Below are 20122 nucleotides of genomic sequence, written 5' to 3' on the forward strand. Positions count from 1 at the left end.
TCATTGGGTGCGGCTCCTTTAGAACGACGCTCAGCGACTAGAAAACAACAGCTTAACCAGCTAGAAACCTGAGGACAGGGAAGACAGGGCCTCCACTCGGGTGCGAAACTGAAGGGACGAAACTTTTGTCACGGACCCTGAGGAGACCCTGTCGATGCCATGCTACACGATTTCTTTGCCAAGCCTCGATTGCTACGAGGGGGCGATCGCGCAGTTCGTCCAACTGCTTGAGACGCTGAGCGGGGAGCAAGCCCAACATGCCACGCACGGGGAAATCGAAGCGCTGGTGCAACAGGGCGGCATGAAGCTGCTGTGTGAGATGGTCCAGTCGCACCTGGAACAAAGAGCGCGAGAGGAACCGCGGTATGCGTCCGTGATTGGCGCCGATGGTTATCCCCGGACCCATCATCGCGCCGGCTGTACCCGACTTCTGGAGACCCGCTTTGGGGAAGTGACCGTCACGCGCCGGGGCTACGGTGCGCGGGGACTCCAGAGCGTCTTCCCCTTGGATGCTGAGCTGAATCTGCCCCCGGGCAGGTATTCCCATGGCCTGTGCGAGGTGCTGGCCGGTGAGGTCGTGAACAACTCCTTCGACGCCGCGCTTGCGGCACTCGAACAAGCCGGCGGCGGGACGCTGGCCAAGCGCCAAGCCGAGGAGGTGGCCGTGCATCTGAGCCAGGACTTCGACGCCTTCTACGCCCAACCCTTTGTCCCCCAGGAGCCGAATGAAGCGAGCGAACGCCTCCTGATCATCAGTGCTGACGGCAAGGGCATCGTGATGCGCCCCAGCGATTTGCGCGAGGCCACCCGCAAGGCGCGCGAGCGCCAAGCGCACAAGCAACAGACCCGGCTGAGTCCTGGGGAGAAAAAGCAGCGCAAACGCATGGCCACCGTCGCCTCGGTCTATGAGGTCGAGCCCTACCCACGCACCCCAGAGCAGATCCTTGATCCCAAACAAGCCCCCGCGGGCAAACGTCCCGAAGTCCAGAACAAACGCACCTGGGCACGCGTGGAGGCCGATCAGCGCACCGTCATCGAGCAGGCGTTTGAGGAGGCCATGCGCCGCGACCCGGATCAGCACCGCCGCTGGGTGGTGCTCTGTGACGGTCAGGAAGATCTGCTGCGCCAAGTCACAGCCGCGGCCGAGCGCTACAAGGTCGAGGTGGTGGTGATCCAGGACTTCATCCATGTGCTGGAATATCTGTGGAAAGCCGCGCATGCGCTCTTTCCCGAGACCCCCGCGGAGCGCGAGCAGTGGGTGATGGAGCGCGCCATGGCCATCCTCGAAGGTCGCGCCCACGACGTGGCCGTGGGACTGCGCCGCGCGGCAACGCGCAAGCAACTCGGCGAGACGGCGCGCAAACCCATCGATAAGGCGGCCGACTATATCGACAACAACCGCGAGCGCCTCGAATACGACCAAGCGCTTGCGCTGGGGCTGCCAATCGCCACTGGTGTGATCGAAGGCGCCTGTCGCCATCTCGTCAAAGATCGCATGGATCTCACCGGGGCGCGTTGGGGGCTGGCCCGCGCCGAGGCGATCCTGAAACTGCGCTCACTAAAGATCAGTGGGGACTTGCCGGCCTATCTTGCGTTTCACTTCGACGCTGAGCACCGACGCCACTATCCAGGACCACCGATCCCGCTGGACTTGCCCGTGGCGGCATGATGTCTCACTTGCGCCATCACCATCGACCGGAAACGTCGCCCGCAACCGCTGGATTCTGCGGCGCTTGGCGTCGTTCCAAAAGAGCCGCACCCAAATTCATTGGAGGTCAAGCCCGCCAGTTGCGGGCTGACAGGATCTGGCTTCAGAATGTGTGTTGACGCTAAATCAGGCCCCTCCACCAGATACCAGTCGCCCCCTGCTGCATAGACCGCAACCTTATCCTGAAAGCCGGCGATGGAAAGACGCACCTTGCCATCCCAGACACTGAAAGGCTGTCGTGGCCGTTGCCGAATCCGCTCTGATAACTCTTGTCGCGTCAAAAGGCGTTTCTGCGTCTGATCATGGCTTGTTTTTTCCGGTAACACCAAGCGGAGCGCACCCGCAGTTTCGCGTCCCAGCGCGATCAGCAGGCCAACCAGATTCCCCTTCGAGACATGATTGACGCGGGCTGCATCATCAAGCGCTTGGCCTTCCGGTAGCAGGTTCTCGAAGAACCGCCGTACCCTCGCACTATGCTCATCGAGACTGTGTTCGACAGTGCGCAACGGTAGCGCTGGACTGAGCGGGTAGGCATCGCGTCGCGCAGACCACTCAGTCACATAACTGAAGGCGAACCGGTTGTGCGTGGCATCGAATCGAAGGATGCCGACTCGATTCTGATCCAGCCAGACCTCAAGTTGCATCCGTGCCCCCAGAGCCGCTGTCGTCTGATGGCACCTGCCAGGACAACCGGATGCCCAACCCGTTCATCACCTTGAATGCTAACGCAAGTGAGACTGTGCCCGTACCCTTCTCAAGATTTTGCAGCGTTTGCTTGGCAACGTAAGCGCTCAGAGCCGCTTCCTCGAGCGTGAGTCCCGATGCTGTCCGCGCCGCACGCACCAGCGCACCGAGGTCCTCGGCATCGACGAGTGGCCCGTCAGGGAAGGGCGTAGGGGTGACTCTGCGCATGTGTTCCGGGTCTTTTTATCCTGTCTTGTCAGGATTTTAAGATCGCAGAAGCCCGAAATCAATATTTATCCTATTTTAAAAGGATAATAGATCGGTTGACACTTGCTTCAATCACAAGGGGGCGTTGGTAAGACCAACGCTTGTTTACATCTGGCCTGGATGTTCGCAGATCACGGTGTCAAGACACTTCCAACCATTTTGGCTGGAAAGCGGTCGCGCGATCCGCCCCCTGTCGCGCCTCTTGGCACCCGATTGCCTGTGCCTGGCTGGCATCAAGTCCCGTTGATGCGCTCGTAGTAGCGGGCGCGGTAGAGCAGGCGGGGGTGGTCGTTGTCGCTGAAGCCGCTTCTGGTGTGCAGCACATTGTTGCCGATCAGTCCCCAGCCGGATTCGAGCTTGGCGCGGAAGCGCCAGGGGTTCGGGGTGGCGAGCAAATCATTCAAGCAGTCAACCGCCGCTTTGGTGCCGGGGTCATCGCGCCAGCGGATGTTGCGCGAGCGCTGGGTGAAACGCATGTGCAAGTGCCCGTCTTTGGTGACAGAAAACACCGGTCCGCTGCGATCCGGGCGCAGGGTCTTGCCTTCTGAGGTATGCGCCGGAATGGTCATGCAGTCGGGTTCCATCAGCGCGCGAATGTGTGCCGGGTTGCGGTCGCGAATCAGAATGTATAGCACTTCATGATCCATTAGCTCGTTCTCGCCGCCCTCGTGCGCCGGTCGCACGCAATGCAGCAGCAGACCACGAATCTGCCGCTCGGTGCTGTTGTAGTAGCCGTCCGTGTGCCAGGCGATGGGACGGTTGGAGTAGGGGATGAAGTCGCGATGGCGGGCGTCTTCCTGCACTGTGAGCGCGGTGACGGCGTCATCGTCGGCGCCGGGATTGTGGTCGAGACTGTTTAGCCCAAAGGCGCGGCCCATGGCCACCGGGATCTCCTTGCTTGGATCATCGCCGCTGCGGCTGGCGTAAATCGCCATGTTGGCCAACTGGCAGCGCTCAAACAGCGCCTGATACTCGGCCGGGGTCAAGTGTCTTGGGTCCTTGACCTCTACGATAAGCGCGTTGAGATCGCTCGGAGCGCTGGCAAGCTTTCGCTCGCGCCAATGCTCGTAAGCGCTGTCGTGGTCAAGGTCAAACGGGGATTCAAACATGGTTGTCATCCTGCGGGATGGGGCAAAAGGGGGCTAAAAACCCCCGATTATACCCGTCGAACACCCCATCCGGCGTGTCGGCTGAATCCGCCCTCACCGGCGAGCCGGTCGGGATGGCGCCGGGCCTTTGCCGATCTGGCGCCCAGCTGGAGCCAGTCTGGCATGTCCCCTAGGTTGCTCGTTATATACTGAGCGCCACGACTACCTGCCGAGCGATGATCAATGCCCCAACCCAATGCCCTCACAGAAATTCGCGCCGATGACCTGATCACTAGCGTTGCCGATGCGTTGCAGTACATCTCCTATTTTCATCCACCAGATTTTCTGCACGCCCTGCATCAGGCCTATCTGCGCGAGGAGTCCCCGGCGGCGAAGGATGCCATGGCGCAACTGCTGGTCAACTCGCGCATGTGTGCGCTTGGCCAGCGCCCCATCTGTCAGGACACCGGGCTGGTCGTGGTGTTTGTCAAAGTCGGCATGCAGGTGCGCTGGGATCAAAATGTCAGCCTGCAAGCGTTAATTGACGAGGGAGTGCGCCGTGCTTATCAGCATCCCGACAATCCGCTGCGCGCCTCCATGGTGTCGCCCCCCATCGGCCAGCGCAAAAATACCGGCGACAACACCCCCGCCGTGGTCCATGTCGAGCTGGTTCCCGGCAACACAGTCGAGGTGCGGCTCGCCGCCAAGGGCGGCGGCTCAGAGAATAAAGCACGGTTCGCAATTCTCAACCCCAGCGACAGCCTGGTCGACTGGGTGCTCGAGACCCTGCCCAAACTGGGCGCTGGCTGGTGTCCGCCGGGGATGCTCGGCATCGGCATCGGCGGCTCGGCCGAGAAAGCCATGCTGCTGGCCAAGGAGGCGCTGCTCGAAGACATCGACCTGCACGAGCTGCGCGAACGCGGCCCGGCGGACGACATCGAGCGCCTGCGCCTGGAACTGCACGAAAAAATCAACGCCCTCGGCATTGGTGCCCAGGGGCTGGGTGGGCTAACCACAGTGCTGGATGTCAAAATCCGCACCTTTCCTACCCATGCCGCCTCCCTGCCGGTCGCGCTCATTCCCAACTGCGCCGCCACCCGGCATCTGCATTTCACGCTCGACGGCTCAGGGCCGGCAGATCTGCGCCCGCCGCAGCTTGAGGACTGGCCCGTCATCGACTGGGACCCGGCTGCAGGCGCGCGCCGGGTCAATCTCGACGGCATCACCCACAAAGACATCAAGAGCTGGCGTGCCGGCGAGCGCCTGCTGCTGTCCGGTCGGGTACTGACCGCGCGCGATGCCGCCCACAAGCGTATTCTCGAGTTGCTCGACAGCGGTCAGCCGCTGCCAGCGGGAATGGACCTGGCCGACCGCTTTATTTACTACGTCGGCCCAGTCGATGCCGTACGCGACGAAGTCGTCGGTCCAGCCGGACCAACCACCTCCACGCGCATGGACAAATTCACGCCGCAGTTGCTTGCCCGCACCGGACTCATCGGCATGATCGGCAAGGCCGAGCGCGGCCCGGCGGCTACCGATGCCATCAAGCAGCACGGCGCCGTCTACCTGATGGCAGTGGGCGGCGCGGCCTATCTGGTCGCCAAGGCCATTCGCCAGTCGCGGCTGGTAGCGTTCGAAGAGCTCGGTATGGAAGCCGTGCGCGAGTTCCAGCTCGAAGACATGCCAGTCATCGTCGCCGTCGACAGCAGCGGCGAGGCCATCCACCAAAGCGGTCCGCGCGAATGGAAGGTACGCCTTGCCGCGCAATCAGATTGATCCGGCGCGCGTCTTTACCTTGGTCCCCGGGCTGAGAGTGCTCATGCGATGCCTTTGCTATCGCACAAAATGGTTGGGATTTCTTGATTGTGCGAGAGGCAGGATTCTGATGCGCTGCGCCTAGGCGGGGGGCTGAATAGGCGCTTGGCCATGGTGGGTCCGCCCAGGCGGCGCTTTGGCTTTGTTTCGTGATCGACTGGGACTGGACACTTTAACCAACCCAGATCCGGCCGCACCGCGCGCAGACGCCGCGCCAGGCTGAGACCGTCCTTGTCCCATGGTGGCCAAGCGCGCGAAATACCGGGCACTTGCGCTCATCTAAGGATGTGGCGGAATGAGCCGCCGTAAAAACCGACGCTGGATGGCTCTGCTGCGGGAACTGGCATACACTTAGTTAATCAGACAAGATTCTGAATCTTTCGGGCCACTGATGACCACGCTCGAATCGATCAAAGAAACCGTCAAGCGCGAACTGCCGCACAAGAAGGAGCAAAACCACAAACGGGAAGCTAACCAAGTGGAGCGGGCTGCCCTGCATGAAGAAAGCTTGGCGCTGGGCAAACGCATCGACCGCAGCATCGGTGCCTTGGGCGCAGGCTGGGGGCTGCGCTCGGAGAAAGCTTTCCGCGATGCGCTCGCGTCCTCTATCGACAAGGCGGGGATGTATATTTTTGAGCGCAAGGCGCGGTTCTACGAGCGGCACCATCAGCGCCAGGCCAATCGGCTGATTGTCATCTCCCCGATGATCGACAGCCGCGCCCAGGATGTCGCCCGACAACTGGGGATTGAAACCTACGGCGAGCCGGAGGAAGTCTCCGGCTAAGAGGGCGGGAGATGAAAGGCGCCCGGCGATTTTGCAGCGGCGTTATATGCAAAGACAAAAGACTTTGCGTATAACGCCGGTATGCACCCGCATCTACTGACTTGTGCTTAAACCAGCCGCAGCGGCAGACACAGGCGGTAGCCGAGGCCGCGCTCGGGACCAAGAGCGTTAAGTCCTTTGCCATGCTTAAGCCGCCCGGGGTTTCAGCTCCAACCCGAGTCCCAACGCATGAGCCATCTTGAGCACCAACGCGAACGACGGATTGCCATCGGCGGACAACGCCTTGCGCAGCCCCTCGCGGGTCACGCCTACCTCACGGGCCAGGGCGCTGAAGTTGCGCGCGCGGGCAATGTCGCCCAGCGCGCTGCGAATCAGCGAGCCGTCGCCAGGGTCTTCCTCAATGCACGCCTCCAGGTACAGCCGAATATCCTCCTCGGTCTCCAGGTAGTCAGCACTATCCCAGCGGGTAAATCGTTCAGTCATGGCTCAGGCTCCCATTCTTTGGCCAGCACTTTCGCGCGCGCAATGTCGCGCACCTGCGTGGACTTGTCGCCACCGCACAGCAGCACAATGATCGCCGCACCCTGACGAATGAAATACAGCCGGTAACCCGGGCCGTAAAACAAACGCATCTCCGAGACACCCTCGCCAACCGGTGCAACATCGCCTAGGTTGCCTGCCACTGCGTTGCGTAAGCGCGCGTTAATCCGCGCCACCGCTTGGCGATCGCCCAGACCCCGCAACCAGCGGGAGAAGGTCTCGGATGCGATGATCTCTAACATCAGAAAAATGTAAACTGTAGTTGGCAGTCTGTCAACTCCGTTGCTGGTGAATTGCAGCCGCGGATCACTAGTGGCTCAAGGTCCGGACTCCAACCAAGCGGGCGAGGAATACAGCGACAAACATCGGGCCGACTACGGCCTCGATCATCGCGAACGACTTGGCCGGTGGCGTCAATGGCGTGATGTCGCCGAAGCCGACGGTGGTTAAGGTGGAGAAGCTACCGGCGTCAGCCATGCAGTGATACTCGGTGCGACACAGCCGGTGACGCTGGTGGTCAAGGATTTGCCGATCAAGACTCTTTTCGAGGCGGGACAGGGCGATAGCTTCCATGGATAACGCGCTCTTTTTCGTGTTTGTTGCTTGGCCTTGCTGGAGTCGCGCCTTGATACTTAAACCAACCGCAGCGGCAGACACAGCCGGTAGCCGAGGCCGCGCTCGGCCTGGATGATGGGTTGCTCCATGCCGCGCGCCTTGAGTTTGCTGCGCAGGCGCGAGAACAGCACTTCGAGCTGCTTTTTGCCCTGTTCGCTGAGTTCGCGGTCGAGCAGTTCGAGCAGTTGCCAGCTTTCCATGCACTGATTCTCAGCCAGGGCCAGGGCTTTTAGGAGGGTGGCTTCGTCTGGGGTTAGGGTCAGCTCGCCGCCGGGGAACACCAGGTTTCTGGTGTAACGGTCCAGAAGGCTGATCTGGTGATCCGCCGGCTCTGGCTTGAGTCGGCGCCCGAGGGCGCGGATGGCAAAAGCGAGCTCCTCGGCTGCCACCGGCTTGGCCAGGTACATATCGGCGCCGTGCTCGTATCCGCTGATTTTTTCAGGCAACTGATCGCGTGATGTGACCATCACGATACCCAGATTCGGTTGCACCGTGCGCAGACGCAGCGCCAGGCTGAGACCGTCCTCACCGGGTAGGTTCAGGTCCAGCACCGCAACGTCAAAGTCGGACTGATCGGGTAGCTCGCACACCGACTCGGCGCAATCGACACCGATGGCGCTGAAACCTTGCGCGTTCAGGGTGTCGACGGTGATTTCGCGCAGGGCGCCAAGATCCTCGACCACCAGCACCTTCAGGCGGGGTTCGTCGGTAGCCATCGCTCAATATTACCTTATTAATATCAATGTTATGCCGTCTACAGAGACTGGCCGATGGCCGATGGCCTTGCCGTACCGAAATAGCGGAACGGCAAGGTTAGCCGCCCAGTTTACCAGAGCGAGAATCCGAAACCTTGCACTTGCTTGCAGAACGAATCGCGGATTTGTTCACTTCAAATAAATGCTTCAGAATCACCATTGGCCTGCGAATCCTTAACCCTTGGACCCCGTCATGCGCCTTTCATCCCGATTTGTCCTCATCGGTCTTCTGCTTTGTGAGCTTGCGGCGGCAGAGGCGCCATCGGCAAGTCGTGTTGACGTCATGCACTGGTGGGTCTCCGCTGGCGAGCGCAACAGCATCAATGCCATGCGACAGCATATCGAGCACCAGGGCCTTGTCTGGCATGAGGAAGCCGTTGCCGGCAGCGGCACCAACCGCTTCAGCGACGAACTACGCCAACGGGTGGCGGACGGGAAACCGCCGATGGCTGCCCAGGCCATTGGTTATGACATTCAAGACTGGGCGCGCCAGGGACAGTTGGTGATGCTTGACGATATCGCCAGGGAACAGCAATGGGATGAAGTCATCCCGTTTGCGATTCAACACTTGTCCAAGTATCAGGATCACTGGGTTGCCACCCCCGTCAATGCCCACTCCACCAACTGGCTGTGGGTCAACCACGCACAACTCACGCGCCTTGGTCTGAAACAACCGGACACCTGGCCTGATCTGATCGCCATGCTTGATAGCGCCAAAGCCGCTGGCCTGATCCCGATTCGATTGGACATGAAGCGTGGGAGCACACCCTGCTGTTTGAATCCGTGGCCGCCGGGGCAGGCGGGGTTGAGTTCTATCGCCGGACCTTTGTGGAGCTTGCGCCCAACGCGCAGGATATCGAGATGCTTCAGCTGATCTTTGAGCGCATGAGCCAGTTACGGAACTACCTGGATACTGGTTTTAGTGAACGCAGCTGGAACCAGGCCACTGATCTCGCCCGTTCCGGGGAGGCGCTGATGCAGGTGCAGGGAACCTGGGTGAACGGTGAATTCAGCGCCCACGGACTTGTTCCGGGGCAAGACTATGATTGTTTCCGCTTTCCTGACACTCAGGGAATGATGCTGCTCAACAGTGACCAGTTTATTTTGTTCAAAGACTATCCGGCCGAGCCGGAAACAAGAGACATGTTCGTGAGCACACTCATCAGCATTGACTTGCAGCGCGACCTCAATATCGCGGGCGGCGCAGCTCCCGCGCGGGTCGACGTGCCGCGAGACCAGTTCAATGCATGCGGTCAGCAGGCGATCAACGATATGCGTGCCGACAACATGCGCCGGACGATCATGGGCTCGATTGCAATGGGTAATGCCCATCCGGCTCCGGTGAAAAATGCCCTTTATCAGGTGATCACTGACCATCTGATGGGGCGTATCAGCAATACCCAGGCAGTGACCCGCGTTGAGAGCATCATCACAGCAGCACCACGCCCCTAGGGAGCACGCCCATGCATCTGTTCACCAGCCTTAAACTGACCAGCAAAATCGTTCTGCTGGTCATGCTGCTCGGGGCGCTGGCTGTCAGCATCATGGTCTATTCAATGACCAGCCTTTCCATGGTGAGTCGGGACTACCAGAACCTGCTGGAGAAAGATGCCCAAGCCTCGCTGTTGATTGGTGCTGCCCTGCTGGACCTGAGCGACTCCAGCGAACTGGTTCTCTCTGTTCTGACCGAACAGCAAGTGGCAGAAATGCGGGCAACACAAGAACAGCTAAAGAATCAACGCGCCCAGTTCAATGACAAGATCGGGCGTATTGCACCGCTCATTGATCAAGTCAATGCACAAATCGATGAAATCGGTGAACAGGAAAAACAGCTCTTTGCACTGGCCGATGCAATTATCGATGCTGCGGCAAGATGGCGTGGCGACAAAGCGCTGAAGATAATCGACGAGGAATTTGAACCTCAACTCATTGCCATGCGCCAGGACATGGACCACCTGAAAGCTGACACCATTGCGCACTTTCAGGCGGCATCACAAAGGCTCAAGGTTAAAACTCAAGCAACCATTGCTAACACCACGTTGCTCTTCACTCTGGCTCTGGTGGGCATTATCGGATTGTCGGCCTCCCTGTCTTTTACCCAGATATCACGCCCGATCAAGCAACTGACCCGCGCAATGGGCCGGCTGAGTCTTCGCGACTATCAGACACCTATCCACCACACCGAACGCGGTGACGAAGTGGGCCAAATGGCACAGGCGCTTGAGGTGTTTCGTGACAACATGCTCTGGGCGGACCGGCTGGAGGTTGAAGCAGCAGCCAGTGCCCGAGCCCGGGAGCTGGCCGAACAGGTTGCTGAGGCCAAGGCCAACTTTCTGGCCACCATGAGTCACGAAATCCGCACCCCGATGAACGCCATTCTCGGGCTCGCACAACTCAGCCTCCGACACCCCCTCGAGACAGGCCAAAGAGAGCGTGTCGAGAAAATCATGCGCGCCAGCCAACATCTGACGTGCATTATTAACGATATTCTGGATTATTCTGCACTCGACGGCGGACACGTGAGCGTGGAGGAGATTCCTTTCTCACCACAACAGCTGCTCGACGATGCGCGGGACATGCTCGCCGAAACAGCTGCAAACAAGGGCCTGAGCCTGCACGCTGAGCCGTCGAACTGCCCCTCCTGCCTGGTTGGTGACCCGCACCGAATCAACCAGATTCTTCTCAACTACGCAAACAACGCGATTAAGTTCAGCGATCACGGACGGATCAGCCTGTGCATGGAGTTCCAGCAGCAGGCTGACGATTTACTGTATTTGTATGGCGAAGTCCAAGACCAAGGCATTGGCCTGGACGAGCAGCAAATCGAAACCTTATTCCAGCCTTTTCATCAAGTCGACAACTCGATTTCCCGGCGCTTTGGTGGAACCGGTTTGGGTCTGGCCATCTCCAGTCACCTTGCCGAGTTGATGGGAGGCGCGACCGGGGTTCGCAGTGAACTGGGCAAAGGCAGCACCTTTTGGTTTCGCGTTCAGGTGCGCCAACCTGAAAGTCACGAAACCCTGCCGGAAACAATGCCATCTGAACAAAAAAGCAACGCCCAGAGTTTACGCGGATTGCGCCTGCTGCTGGCGGACGACAATGAACTCAACCGACTCGTTGCAAAAGAGCTATTGATGGATGAGGGCATTGTGGTTGACGAGGCCGGCGATGGCCAACAGGCTGTTGATCTGATTGAAGCCGCAGCTGACAACACATACGCCATCGTCCTGATGGACATGATGATGCCGAAACTTGATGGTCTCAGCGCCACCCGCCGACTGCGCAGAAGCCCTCGCTTCGACAAACTCCCCATCATTGCCATGACGGCCAACGCAAGCAAGGAAGATGTGATGAAGTGTATGGAAGCGGGTATGAATGCGCATGTTGCCAAACCGATTGAGTTGGAAATTCTCCTTAAAACACTCGCTGAACATCGCCTTTGCTCTGAGGCCACTACCCTTGAGGAAGCGCAGACGCAGGCCGACAATACCGCGATGATCGGCAGCGCTTTGCCAGCAAGCAACACGCTTGATCCGAAGTCGCTTGAGCATCTGCGAACGATCGTCACCCCTGAGCGTTTCAACTCATTGGTGGACATGCTCATTGCGGACATCCAGCAACGTGGGGAATTATTTCAGTCACTGGCCCCGCAGGGCGAGCCAAAGCAGTTTCGACAGCATGCCCACGATCTCATCGGATCGGCAGGCCATGTCGGACTCAATCAATTGCGAGACTTAGGCAAGGCGATGACACAAGCTACCAAGGATGACGATGTTCAAACAGCGCGTCGATTGGCCGCGGAGATTCACAGGGCGACTGGTGAAGCCATTCAGGAATTACAGAAGCGCTTCAAAAGCCAATAAGCGATCATACGGACATTCTGGGAATACAATCTTATGGCTGAAGAGACCAACCATCGAAGCATCACCGAGTCCGCTGGCCGTGCTAAGCAAAAAGTCCTGATCGTCGACGACCAGCCGTTAAACCTTGCTTTTGCAGCGGCCGAGATTGAGGACATCTGCGACCCGATACAGGCTTATAGCGGAGAGCAGGCTCTCAAGCTTGCCGGCATTGAACAGCCAGATCTGATCTTGCTGGACGTGCAGATGCCCGGCATGACGGGTTTTGAAGTCTGCCGCCTGCTCAAACAGAACTGCCAAACGGCCGAAATTCCAGTCATTTTTCTGACCTGCATGGATGAAGAAGCCGATGAAGAACAGGGTCTCAACCTTGGTGCCATCGACTATATTGCCAAGCCATTCAGTCCAGCCATTCTCAGGGCTCGGGTTCGAAACCATCTGCTGATCCAGCGACAACGGATGCAACTCGAACGTCTCGCCCAATGTGACGGACTGACGGGAGTGGCGAATCGAAGAAGTTTTGATCAGGTCTTAAACGCAGAGTGGCAACGACTCGCCGGGATTAAAGAACCCCCCGGTTTACTCATGATTGATGTTGATCTCTTCAAGGGCTTCAACGACCATTACGGCCACCTCGCTGGTGACCAGACACTGCAAAAAGTGGCCACTACCATCAACCGTCAAATGCAGCGCGCGCACGACCTTGCCTGTCGCTATGGCGGTGAGGAATTTGCCTGTATTCTGCCGCACGCCGACCAGGGCGGCGCAAAAGACATCGCTGAAAGTATTCGCAGCGCAATTCTGGATCTGCGCATTCAGCACGCGCCGTCACCGGTCAGTGACTGGGTCACCGTCAGCATCGGCGCGGTGAGCATCGTCCCAACGATTGACAAAGCCCCGGACACATTGATCTCACAAACCGATCAATGCCTCTACCAAGCGAAAACCGGCGGTCGAAACCAGGTGAATCCAGGCTGAGTTTCGACGGGACTTCAAAGCAGCCGCAGTGGCAGGCACAGGCGGTAGCCGAGACCAAGAGCGTTAAGTCCTTTGCCATGCTTGAGCCGCCCGGGGTTTCAGCTCCAACCCGAGTCCCAACGCATGGGCCATCTTGAGCACCAACGCGAACGACGGATTGCCATCGGCGGACAACGCCTTGCGCAGCCCTTCGCGGGTCACGCCCACCTCGCGAGCCAGAGCGCTGAAGTTGCGCGCGCGGGCAATGTCGCGGCCAGGACAAAAGGCTTGGCATATAATCCAAGCATACACTTAGGTAATCAGACAAGATTCTAAATCTTTCGGAGCCACCGATGACCACGCTCGAATCGATCAAAGAAACCGTCAACCGCGAATTGCCGGCGTGGCTCGAAACCGACCCTGCTTTTCGCGAGGCCATTCTCGGGCTGACCGCCAACCTGTACAGCCGGCGCGAGGAGACCAACGACTGGTTTCATCAAACGCTGGATGAAATGCGCCGCGAGCGCGAGCGCCAGGATGCGCTATGGCGCAGATTCTACGAGCGGCACCATCAGCGCCAGGCCAATCGGCTGATTGTCATCTCCCCGATGATCGACAGCCGCGCCCAGGATGTCGCCCGACACCTGGGGATTGAAACCTTCGGCGAGCCGGAGGAAGTCTCCAGCTAACACTAGTGATCGACTGGGACTGGATACTTTCCTCTGGTATCTTTCCGTTTTCTATCCCCTGAACGAGGCCTGACGCATGGCATCCGACCCTAGTTCTGCCGCTGCCGGCGGTGCATCTTTGGATTTGCCCGAAATGGACCTGGCCGCAATGACCCCGGTCGGAATGGACCCGCTGACTGGTCTCGATCCTGAAGACCTTGGCCCGGCCAAGGGCTTGCGCGAGCCAACCCTGCTGAGCAAGGACGAGCGGCTGCGCGGGCGGCCCAAGCTGTGCAGTGACTGCGGCCTGTGCGACAGTCAGTTCAAGCCGCTGATGGCCTCGAGCTGTACTTTTGTGCGCCAGCATGTTCCGGAGATTGAACAGCGTCTGCATGGGCGCGAGCGGCGAGAAGGGGACGAGCTGCGCTTTGGCATTTTTCGCGCGATGTATGGCGCACGCATGCGCCAGCCAGCATCGGGAGCTCAGTGGTCGGGCATGGTCACCAGCTTGGGCGCGGCCTTGCTGGAAACCGGGCAGGTGGAGGGCGTCATCACAGCGGCGGCCGCTCCGGGTACCCGGTTTGCGCCCAGACCGGTACTCGCGCGTACGCCCGATGCGGTGCGCGCGAGTGCCGGTAATAAGCCCTGCCTGTCGCCCAATCTGGCGTTGCTCGATGAGGTGCGCGCGGCTGGCATTAAGCGCCTGGCCTTTATCGGCACCGGCTGTCAGGTGCAGATTCTGCGCGCGGCCGAGCCGCAATTGCGCGAGCAGATGGGTCTGGAGCACTTGGATGTCATTGGCATTCCGTGCAGCGACAATGTGACTTATCCGGATTTGCAGTTCTTTCTCACGCAGGTGTCGCGCTCGCCCGAGACCATTGTCCATTATGAGTTCATGCAGGACTATCGCCTGTGGATGCGCCATGACGACGGCGACATTGAGCGGGTGAACTTTATTGATTTCCCGATGGATAAGCTTGATGGGGTGTTTCCCTCGGCCTGTCTGTCCTGCTTTGACTACGCCAACAGTCTGGCCGACATTACCATCGGCTACATGGGTGCGCGTCTGGGTTGGCAATGGGTGCTGGTGCGTACCGAGCGCGGCCAGGCCATGTTGGATTTGATCAAACCGCAACTGGAGTTTCGTGAACTCGACAGCGCCGGCGACCGCAACCGGGGCATGCCGCGCTACATCCGTATGCTGGCGGAGCCGCCAGGCAAGCCGCCCAAGCCCATCCGGCGGCTGATTGCCTTTTTGCAGCGCCGTCGCGGGCCGCGCGGACTGGAGTTTGCGCGCGCGGTAATTGAAATGAAGCTATTGCGCAATCTGCAATATCTGCGCAGCCATTTTCCGCGCTTCGAGCAGCGCGTGGTGCATCCGGCGGTCTACCAAACACTCGCCCCTTATGCCGGGGACTACGCTGAGACTTTCGGCCGCCCACTCGAGCCGGAAAAATAGCGGCGCGAGCGGCCATGCCGTGAGACTGGCTCGCCCCGCGCCTCAGATCGCCCAGTGCCGCAGCCCGCCCAATGCTCGGGTGGCTGCGTTGCGCACCTGCATTTTCTTGCCGTTTTGTTATCAAGCCTTCCTGTTATGCGTCACGCCAACGCGCTCGACTCCCTCTATGACCTGGTCACCGGTGATGAAGACGCGCGGGTTTGCAAGGATATCCCCGCCGCCTCTTGCAACGACCAGCCGCGCAATTTCTTCGCCTATCTGCTCGCCAATTTGTTGACGAAAGTCGCCGATGAGCTGGCCAGCGCCAAGCTGCTGCTGCCCTGGCTGTTTGGGGCGCTGGGCGCGCCGGCGCTCTTGGTTGGCTTTCTGGTACCTATTCGCGAGGCCGGCGTGCTGCTGCCGCAACTGGCGGTGGCGGCGGTGATCCGCCAGCGCCCGCTGCGCAAGCCGGTGTGGATTCTGGGCGCGCTGCTCTCGGCGGTGGCGCTGGCGCTGATGGCTGTGACGGCGGGGAGTTTGCGCGGCGCGGCGGCTGGCTGGGTGATGCTCAGCTTGCTGGTGCTGTTTAGTCTGTCGCGCGGGCTGTGCTCGGTTTCAGCCAAAGATGTGCTGGGCAAGACGGTCTCCAAATCCCGGCGCGGACGGCTGATGGGGCTTTCTGCCGGCATTGCCGGGGTGATGACGCTGGGGGTGGGGTTTTATCTGGAGTTTCTCGCGCCGAGCGATGCGGGAATTGGGGTTTTTGTCGCCTTGCTCGCCGGCGCGGCGGTGTTTTTTGTGCTTAGTGCTCTGGTGTTTCAGGGAATTCTCGAACAGCCCGGGGCGACCAGTGGCGGTGGCAATGCGCTACAGACGGCGATTGAGAGCATTGGCCTGCTCAAGACCGATCCGCTGTTTCTGCGCTTTGTACTGGTGCGTATCGCACTGCTGAGTGTGGCCTTGACTGCGCCCTTTTATGTGCTGCTGGCGCAACAGCACAGTGACGGCGCTCTGACGGGACTGGGGCTGCTGATCATTGCCAGCGGGTTAGCGAGCAGCATCAGTGCGCCGCTGTGGGGCTGGCTCAGTGACCGCTCAGCGCGCTGGGTGATGGTGCTGGCCGCAGGCATGGCCGGGGCGCTGGGGCTGGTGACCTGGTTGCTGGCGCACAGCGAGGCGGCGTTCTGGCTGGGCAATCCGCTGGCCTTTGCGGGGATTTTTCTGCTGCTCGGCATCGCCCACGCTGGCGTGCGCATTGGACGCAAGGTTTATCTGGTGGATATGGCGAGTGCCGAGCAACGCGCCGCCATGGTGGCGGTGAGTAACACGGTCATCGGGGTGGCCATGCTCCTGGCCGGCCCGGTCGGGCTGCTTGGTGACAGTTACGGGCCGGCACTGGTGGTGCTGGTTCTGGGCGTTGGCGCGCTGGTGGCCGCCGGGCTGGCGCTGGGGTTGCGGGAGGTCTCTGAGCCCGACGGCGGTTGATTCAGACGCCCGGTGCTTGGGTTGGCTTGCGTCGCTCGAGGGACTGAAACTCTTCGCTGAGGGTCTTGAGTTGTTTCTCAAAGTGCAGACGCTGTTGCTCGGACAGGGTGGGGTCGAGTGCCACAACGGTCTGAATGAGACCGGCGCGCATTTTATCGCGCGCCTGGGCCAGGTCGACCGGCATGTCCATGAACTCGGCCAGCCAGCGGGTTAGAAAAATGTCGATTTGCTCGGTGCTGGCGCCGCGCCTGAGCAATGCGAGTAGCGCCATACGTTGCTGGTCGCGATAGGCATACCAACTAGTGTCCACGTCCGGAAACTCGCCAATCTCTTTGCGGACCAGTTCGCGCTGGGGTTGGGTGAGATCTCCGGTCGCCCATTCGATATTTTCAATGTAGCGCTTGATGCGCTTGCGCTTGCGTTTGGCAAGGCTTTCCGGGCTGTTATCGGCGGCATCCTCACGCGCCTGCTCCTGAAACTTTTTCTCCAGTGCATTGATCTGTGTCTCGCTCAAGCTGGCGAGCAGCGGAGCCACCGTCGCCGCGAATAGGCGCGCATGACGCTGGTACATGGGCTCAAGCTGATCCAGCCAGGCCGAGACCTTGGCAGTGGTGAGTCCTGCATTGACATCTTCAGCCGCCTGGGTGAGCAAGGCGGTGATGGCGGGGACTTCTTCATCGCGGTGTTGATTGAGTGCTTCGGACAGCAGCGGACGCCAGGAGGCGACTTGACGGTCGTCGAGGCCGAGATAGCGGTTAGCGTAAAGCTCGATGGTGAAGCCGGCGGTGTTGTAGGCGATGTGAATTTGCGAGCAGCCACTGGTGGCCAGAACGAAGAGTAGCGCAGCCGGCAGCAAAGTGAGCAGGCGTCGCTTTGGCCGCAAGCGCTGGTGCGGGGTCGCGAGTTTTCTACGCAGGTCGAGTGTAAGCACGGCGATTACCTGATCACATTGAAAGGGTCAGATTGAAAGGGGTCACATGGAAAGGGACTGTAAATGCAAAAGCTGTTTTCGAGGCCCCTTGGGGCTGGCAGCTTAGGCGTTAGTCCTCAACCTGGCAGCGATGTTCCTCACCCCCATCAAGGGTGAAGGTGGCCGAGTCGCCTTGAATCAAAAGACTGCTGTCGGCTTGTGCATAACGCGCGCCTGGGCCCGAGCTGTCTTGGGGCAGCTCAATCTGCCCGCCGGGATACTGAACCATTGCGCTGTCTTGTTTGGCGGTCTTTTTGTCTGTGGAGGCATCTGATGCGCCGTCTCCAGGCGTGGTAAAACTGACCCAGAGGTCAAAATCCGGCCCGCACTGGTAATGCACGGGAGCGTTCTTGCCAGCGGTGCCGCAGTTAAAGCGGCGGAACAAGGTCTGATTGCCAAATTCATTGGTGGCGAGAAAGGCGTGTTTGTCTGTTAGGTCCAGACGCAAATGGCCATCGCTGGTGATGACCGAATTGCCGGGTGACCAGGTGGCGGCGGGGGCGGCAAGATCGCTGTCGGTGCTGATCAGCTTGGCCGGGATTTGCGGGCCGCTGGCCGTGGGTTCGAGCTTGATGGCGTGAATCTGGACCGGATGAGAGGTTTTCGCGCCTTGCGTCTCGTTGGCAAGGGCCCCCTGTGCATTGACAACCACCAGCATGGCGGGTTGCTCGGTGCATTGCCACTTGATGCGAGTGGGGGAGGGGAGTTCGGACGCCGAGGTGGATTTGGAGGCGGACTCGCCAGCGATTGTATCGGCGCTGATCAGCAGCACGGCGGTGGGAATCAGGCCGAGGAGGGCGGTGCGAAAACCTTTAATGGGCATGGAGGAATCCTTTGTTGGCGCGCCAAGGCTTTTGCCGACATACCAGCTAAGCCGCGAGAGGATCACCGGGCAGTTTGACCGCGCCGGCGGCGATTGGTCTAATCTCCCGGCCCAATCGGGCGTGATTTATTAGTTTACTCGATCAGGATGGATGGGCGCATGTTACTACAGCCGGTGATTTTGTCAGGTGGTTCGGGTTCCAGGCTATGGCCTTTGTCGAGAGAGGCCTATCCCAAACAGTTTTTGCCGCTGACCAGCGAGCACACCATGCTGCAGGAAACCGCGCGGCGCATCGATGGGCTGCCGGCGGAGCATCCGCAGCTTGCGATGGAGAACCGCGCGCCCATTGTGGTTTGCAATCAAGCACATCGCTTTCTGGTGGCCGAGCAGTTCCGGCTGATGGAGCGTGATCTGGCGGCCATTGTGCTGGAGCCGATCGGGCGCAACACTGCGCCGGCGCTCACGCTTGCGGCGCTGACAGCCACCGCAGACGGAGCTGACCCAGTGCTGCTGGTGATGCCGGCTGATCATGTGATCGCCAACGACCAGGGGTTTCGTGCCGCTGTGGCCGATGGGCTGCAACTCGCAGACGACGGCGCGGTGGTGACTTTTGGAATTGTGCCGAGCAAGCCAGAAACCGGCTACGGCTATCTGCGCCAAGGCGCTGGCTTGGAGCAGCCTGCGCTAAATGGGCGTGCCTTCCGACTCGAGGCCTTTGTCGAGAAGCCCGACGTCGAGCAGGCGCAAGCCTATCTGGCCTCGGGTGAGTACTTGTGGAACAGCGGCCTGTTTATGCTAAAGGCATCGCTGTGGCTTGCGCTTATCGAGCGTTTTCGTCCCGCCATGGCTACCGCTGTGCGCGCGGCGCTGGCGGATCAGCGCAACGCCGACAACTTTATCCATGTGTCGTCCGAGGTTTTCGCCGCCTGCCCGAGCGATTCTATCGACTATGCGGTGATGGAACCTTTAAGCGCCAGCAAGGCTGCCGATGATCCGCCCTTGCTACTGCTGCCGCTGGATGTGGGCTGGTCGGATGTGGGTGCCTGGTCGGCACTGTGGGAGGTGCGCGAGCGCGATGAACAGGGCAATGTGCTCGATGGCGATGCTTTCGCGCACGACTCGCGCAACAATCTGCTGCTGGCGAAGCACCGCATGCTGGCAGCCGTGGGGGTGGAAGACTTGATTGTAGTTGAGACCGCTGACGCTGTGCTGGTCGCGCACAAAGACCACGCGCAGGACGTGAAAGCGGTGACTCAGTTCTTAAGTAAGTCCAAGCGCAACGAGCATCGAGATCATCAGCGCGTGCATCGGCCATGGGGTGCCTTTAGCGGCATCGACAAGGGTGCGCGCTACCAGGTTAAGCGCCTGACGGTCAAGCCAGGCCACGCATTGTCATTGCAAATGCACCATCACCGCGCCGAGCACTGGATTGTGGTGTCAGGCACCGCGAAAGTCACTTGCGATGATCAGGTCCAGTTGCTAACAGAAAATCAGTCGACCTACATTCCGGTTGGCGCCCGTCATCGGCTCGAGAACCCGGGAACCATTCCGCTGGAGATCATCGAGGTGCAGTCCGGCAGCTATCTGGGCGAGGATGACATTGTGCGTTTTGAAGATGTCTATCAGCGCACCGAAGAGACATCCTGACGGCGACAGCTATTGGTT

General features: G+C 59.9%; 20 protein-coding genes and 1 pseudogene. 11 read left to right on the forward strand and 10 right to left on the reverse strand.

The window, feature by feature from the left end:
* Positions 1–154: 154 nt before the first annotated feature.
* Positions 155–1669 (forward strand): ISKra4-like element ISThio1 family transposase, encoded by a 1515-nt coding sequence (locus tag Thiofri_RS09600; RefSeq protein WP_009146704.1) that lies wholly within the window; start codon positions 155–157, stop codon positions 1667–1669.
* Here Thiofri_RS09600 and Thiofri_RS09605 read toward each other — a convergent pair.
* The 3 genes from Thiofri_RS09605 to Thiofri_RS09615 form a co-directional block, all read right to left on the reverse strand.
* Positions 1624–2352 (reverse strand): HipA N-terminal domain-containing protein, encoded by a 729-nt coding sequence (locus tag Thiofri_RS09605; protein ID WP_009151189.1) that lies wholly within the window; start codon positions 2350–2352, stop codon positions 1624–1626. The genes Thiofri_RS09600 and Thiofri_RS09605 overlap by 46 nt on opposite strands.
* A complete protein-coding gene (locus Thiofri_RS09610) occupies positions 2342–2620 on the reverse strand; it encodes a helix-turn-helix domain-containing protein (protein WP_009151190.1) in 279 nt (92 codons plus the stop codon). The genes Thiofri_RS09605 and Thiofri_RS09610 overlap by 11 nt, the downstream gene beginning before the upstream one ends.
* 272 nt (positions 2621–2892) lie before the next feature.
* Positions 2893–3768 carry a TauD/TfdA family dioxygenase gene (locus Thiofri_RS09615; RefSeq protein ID WP_009151191.1) on the reverse strand — a complete coding sequence of 292 codons (876 nt, stop codon included), beginning with the start codon at positions 3766–3768 and terminating at the stop codon, positions 2893–2895.
* A 222-nt stretch (positions 3769–3990) separates the two neighbouring features.
* Here Thiofri_RS09615 and Thiofri_RS09620 point away from each other — a divergent pair, with 222 nt between their 5' ends.
* Both Thiofri_RS09620 and Thiofri_RS09625 read left to right on the forward strand, forming a co-directional pair.
* Positions 3991–5523, forward strand: coding sequence for a fumarate hydratase (locus Thiofri_RS09620; RefSeq protein ID WP_009151192.1), 1533 nt, complete (start codon positions 3991–3993; stop codon positions 5521–5523).
* Positions 5524–6007: 484 nt separating this feature from the next.
* Positions 6008–6346 (forward strand): annotated as a pseudogene (locus Thiofri_RS09625) (DUF3782 domain-containing protein); the annotation flags it as partial.
* 186 nt (positions 6347–6532) lie between these two features.
* Here the strand turns inward: Thiofri_RS09625 and Thiofri_RS09630 are convergent.
* From Thiofri_RS09630 to Thiofri_RS09645, 4 genes are all read right to left on the reverse strand, one after another.
* A complete protein-coding gene (locus Thiofri_RS09630) occupies positions 6533–6829 on the reverse strand; it encodes an addiction module antidote protein (protein WP_009151193.1) in 297 nt (98 codons plus the stop codon).
* Positions 6826–7128, reverse strand: a complete 303-nt coding sequence (locus Thiofri_RS09635; protein WP_009151194.1) for a type II toxin-antitoxin system RelE/ParE family toxin — start codon at positions 7126–7128, stop codon at positions 6826–6828. Before Thiofri_RS09635 ends, Thiofri_RS09630 begins: the two co-directional genes overlap by 4 nt.
* A gap of 67 nt (positions 7129–7195) precedes the next feature.
* Positions 7196–7459, reverse strand: coding sequence for a potassium channel family protein (locus tag Thiofri_RS09640; protein ID WP_223296836.1), 264 nt, complete (start codon positions 7457–7459; stop codon positions 7196–7198).
* A 59-nt stretch (positions 7460–7518) separates the two neighbouring features.
* Positions 7519–8217 (reverse strand): response regulator transcription factor, encoded by a 699-nt coding sequence (locus Thiofri_RS09645; RefSeq protein ID WP_009151195.1) that lies wholly within the window; start codon positions 8215–8217, stop codon positions 7519–7521.
* Positions 8218–8449: 232 nt separating this feature from the next.
* On the opposite strand from Thiofri_RS09645, the gene Thiofri_RS09650 reads away from it, so the two are divergent.
* The 4 genes from Thiofri_RS09650 to Thiofri_RS09665 are packed head-to-tail and all read left to right on the forward strand — an operon-like array spanning position 8450 to position 13094.
* A complete protein-coding gene (locus Thiofri_RS09650; RefSeq protein ID WP_223296837.1) occupies positions 8450–9130 on the forward strand; it encodes an ABC transporter substrate-binding protein in 681 nt (226 codons plus the stop codon).
* The gene (locus tag Thiofri_RS09655) at positions 9118–9708 is read left to right on the forward strand and encodes a hypothetical protein (protein ID WP_223296838.1); all 591 of its coding nucleotides are present in this window, start codon (positions 9118–9120) and stop codon (positions 9706–9708) included. Before Thiofri_RS09650 ends, Thiofri_RS09655 begins: the two co-directional genes overlap by 13 nt.
* Before the next feature lie 11 nt (positions 9709–9719).
* Positions 9720–12119, forward strand: a complete 2400-nt coding sequence (locus Thiofri_RS09660; RefSeq protein WP_009151197.1) for a response regulator — start codon at positions 9720–9722, stop codon at positions 12117–12119.
* Between the two features lie 33 nt (positions 12120–12152).
* On the forward strand, positions 12153–13094 hold the full coding sequence (locus Thiofri_RS09665; RefSeq protein ID WP_009151198.1) for a diguanylate cyclase: 942 nt from the start codon (positions 12153–12155) through the stop codon (positions 13092–13094).
* Positions 13095–13157: 63 nt separating this feature from the next.
* Here Thiofri_RS09665 and Thiofri_RS09670 read toward each other — a convergent pair whose 3' ends face one another.
* Positions 13158–13385: an addiction module antidote protein gene (locus Thiofri_RS09670; RefSeq protein ID WP_143742035.1), complete on the reverse strand. Its 228-nt coding sequence runs from the start codon at positions 13383–13385 to the stop codon at positions 13158–13160.
* A 41-nt stretch (positions 13386–13426) separates the two neighbouring features.
* Between Thiofri_RS09670 and Thiofri_RS09675 the strand changes: the two genes are divergently transcribed.
* From Thiofri_RS09675 to Thiofri_RS09685, 3 genes are all read left to right on the forward strand, one after another.
* Entirely contained in the window at positions 13427–13762 is a 336-nt protein-coding gene (locus Thiofri_RS09675; RefSeq protein ID WP_009151199.1) for a DUF1626 domain-containing protein, read from the forward strand.
* Positions 13763–13838: 76 nt separating this feature from the next.
* A complete protein-coding gene (locus Thiofri_RS09680; RefSeq protein WP_009151200.1) occupies positions 13839–15200 on the forward strand; it encodes a Coenzyme F420 hydrogenase/dehydrogenase, beta subunit C-terminal domain in 1362 nt (453 codons plus the stop codon).
* A 135-nt stretch (positions 15201–15335) separates the two neighbouring features.
* Positions 15336–16664, forward strand: a complete 1329-nt coding sequence (locus Thiofri_RS09685) for an MFS transporter (RefSeq protein ID WP_009151201.1) — start codon at positions 15336–15338, stop codon at positions 16662–16664.
* A gap of 1 nt (position 16665) precedes the next feature.
* Here the strand turns inward: Thiofri_RS09685 and Thiofri_RS09690 are convergent, their stop codons facing one another.
* Both Thiofri_RS09690 and Thiofri_RS09695 read right to left on the reverse strand, forming a co-directional pair.
* Positions 16666–17595, reverse strand: coding sequence for a DUF6279 family lipoprotein (locus Thiofri_RS09690; RefSeq protein ID WP_009151202.1), 930 nt, complete (start codon positions 17593–17595; stop codon positions 16666–16668).
* Between the two features lie 109 nt (positions 17596–17704).
* Entirely contained in the window at positions 17705–18457 is a 753-nt protein-coding gene (locus Thiofri_RS09695) for an MliC family protein (RefSeq protein WP_009151203.1), read from the reverse strand.
* 159 nt (positions 18458–18616) lie between these two features.
* Between Thiofri_RS09695 and Thiofri_RS09700 the strand changes: the two genes are divergently transcribed.
* On the forward strand, positions 18617–20104 hold the full coding sequence (locus Thiofri_RS09700; protein ID WP_009151204.1) for a mannose-1-phosphate guanylyltransferase/mannose-6-phosphate isomerase: 1488 nt from the start codon (positions 18617–18619) through the stop codon (positions 20102–20104).
* Positions 20105–20122 lie beyond the last annotated feature (18 nt).

This window comes from Thiorhodovibrio frisius, assembly GCF_033954835.1.
Classification (GTDB): domain Bacteria; phylum Pseudomonadota; class Gammaproteobacteria; order Chromatiales; family Chromatiaceae; genus Thiorhodovibrio; species Thiorhodovibrio frisius.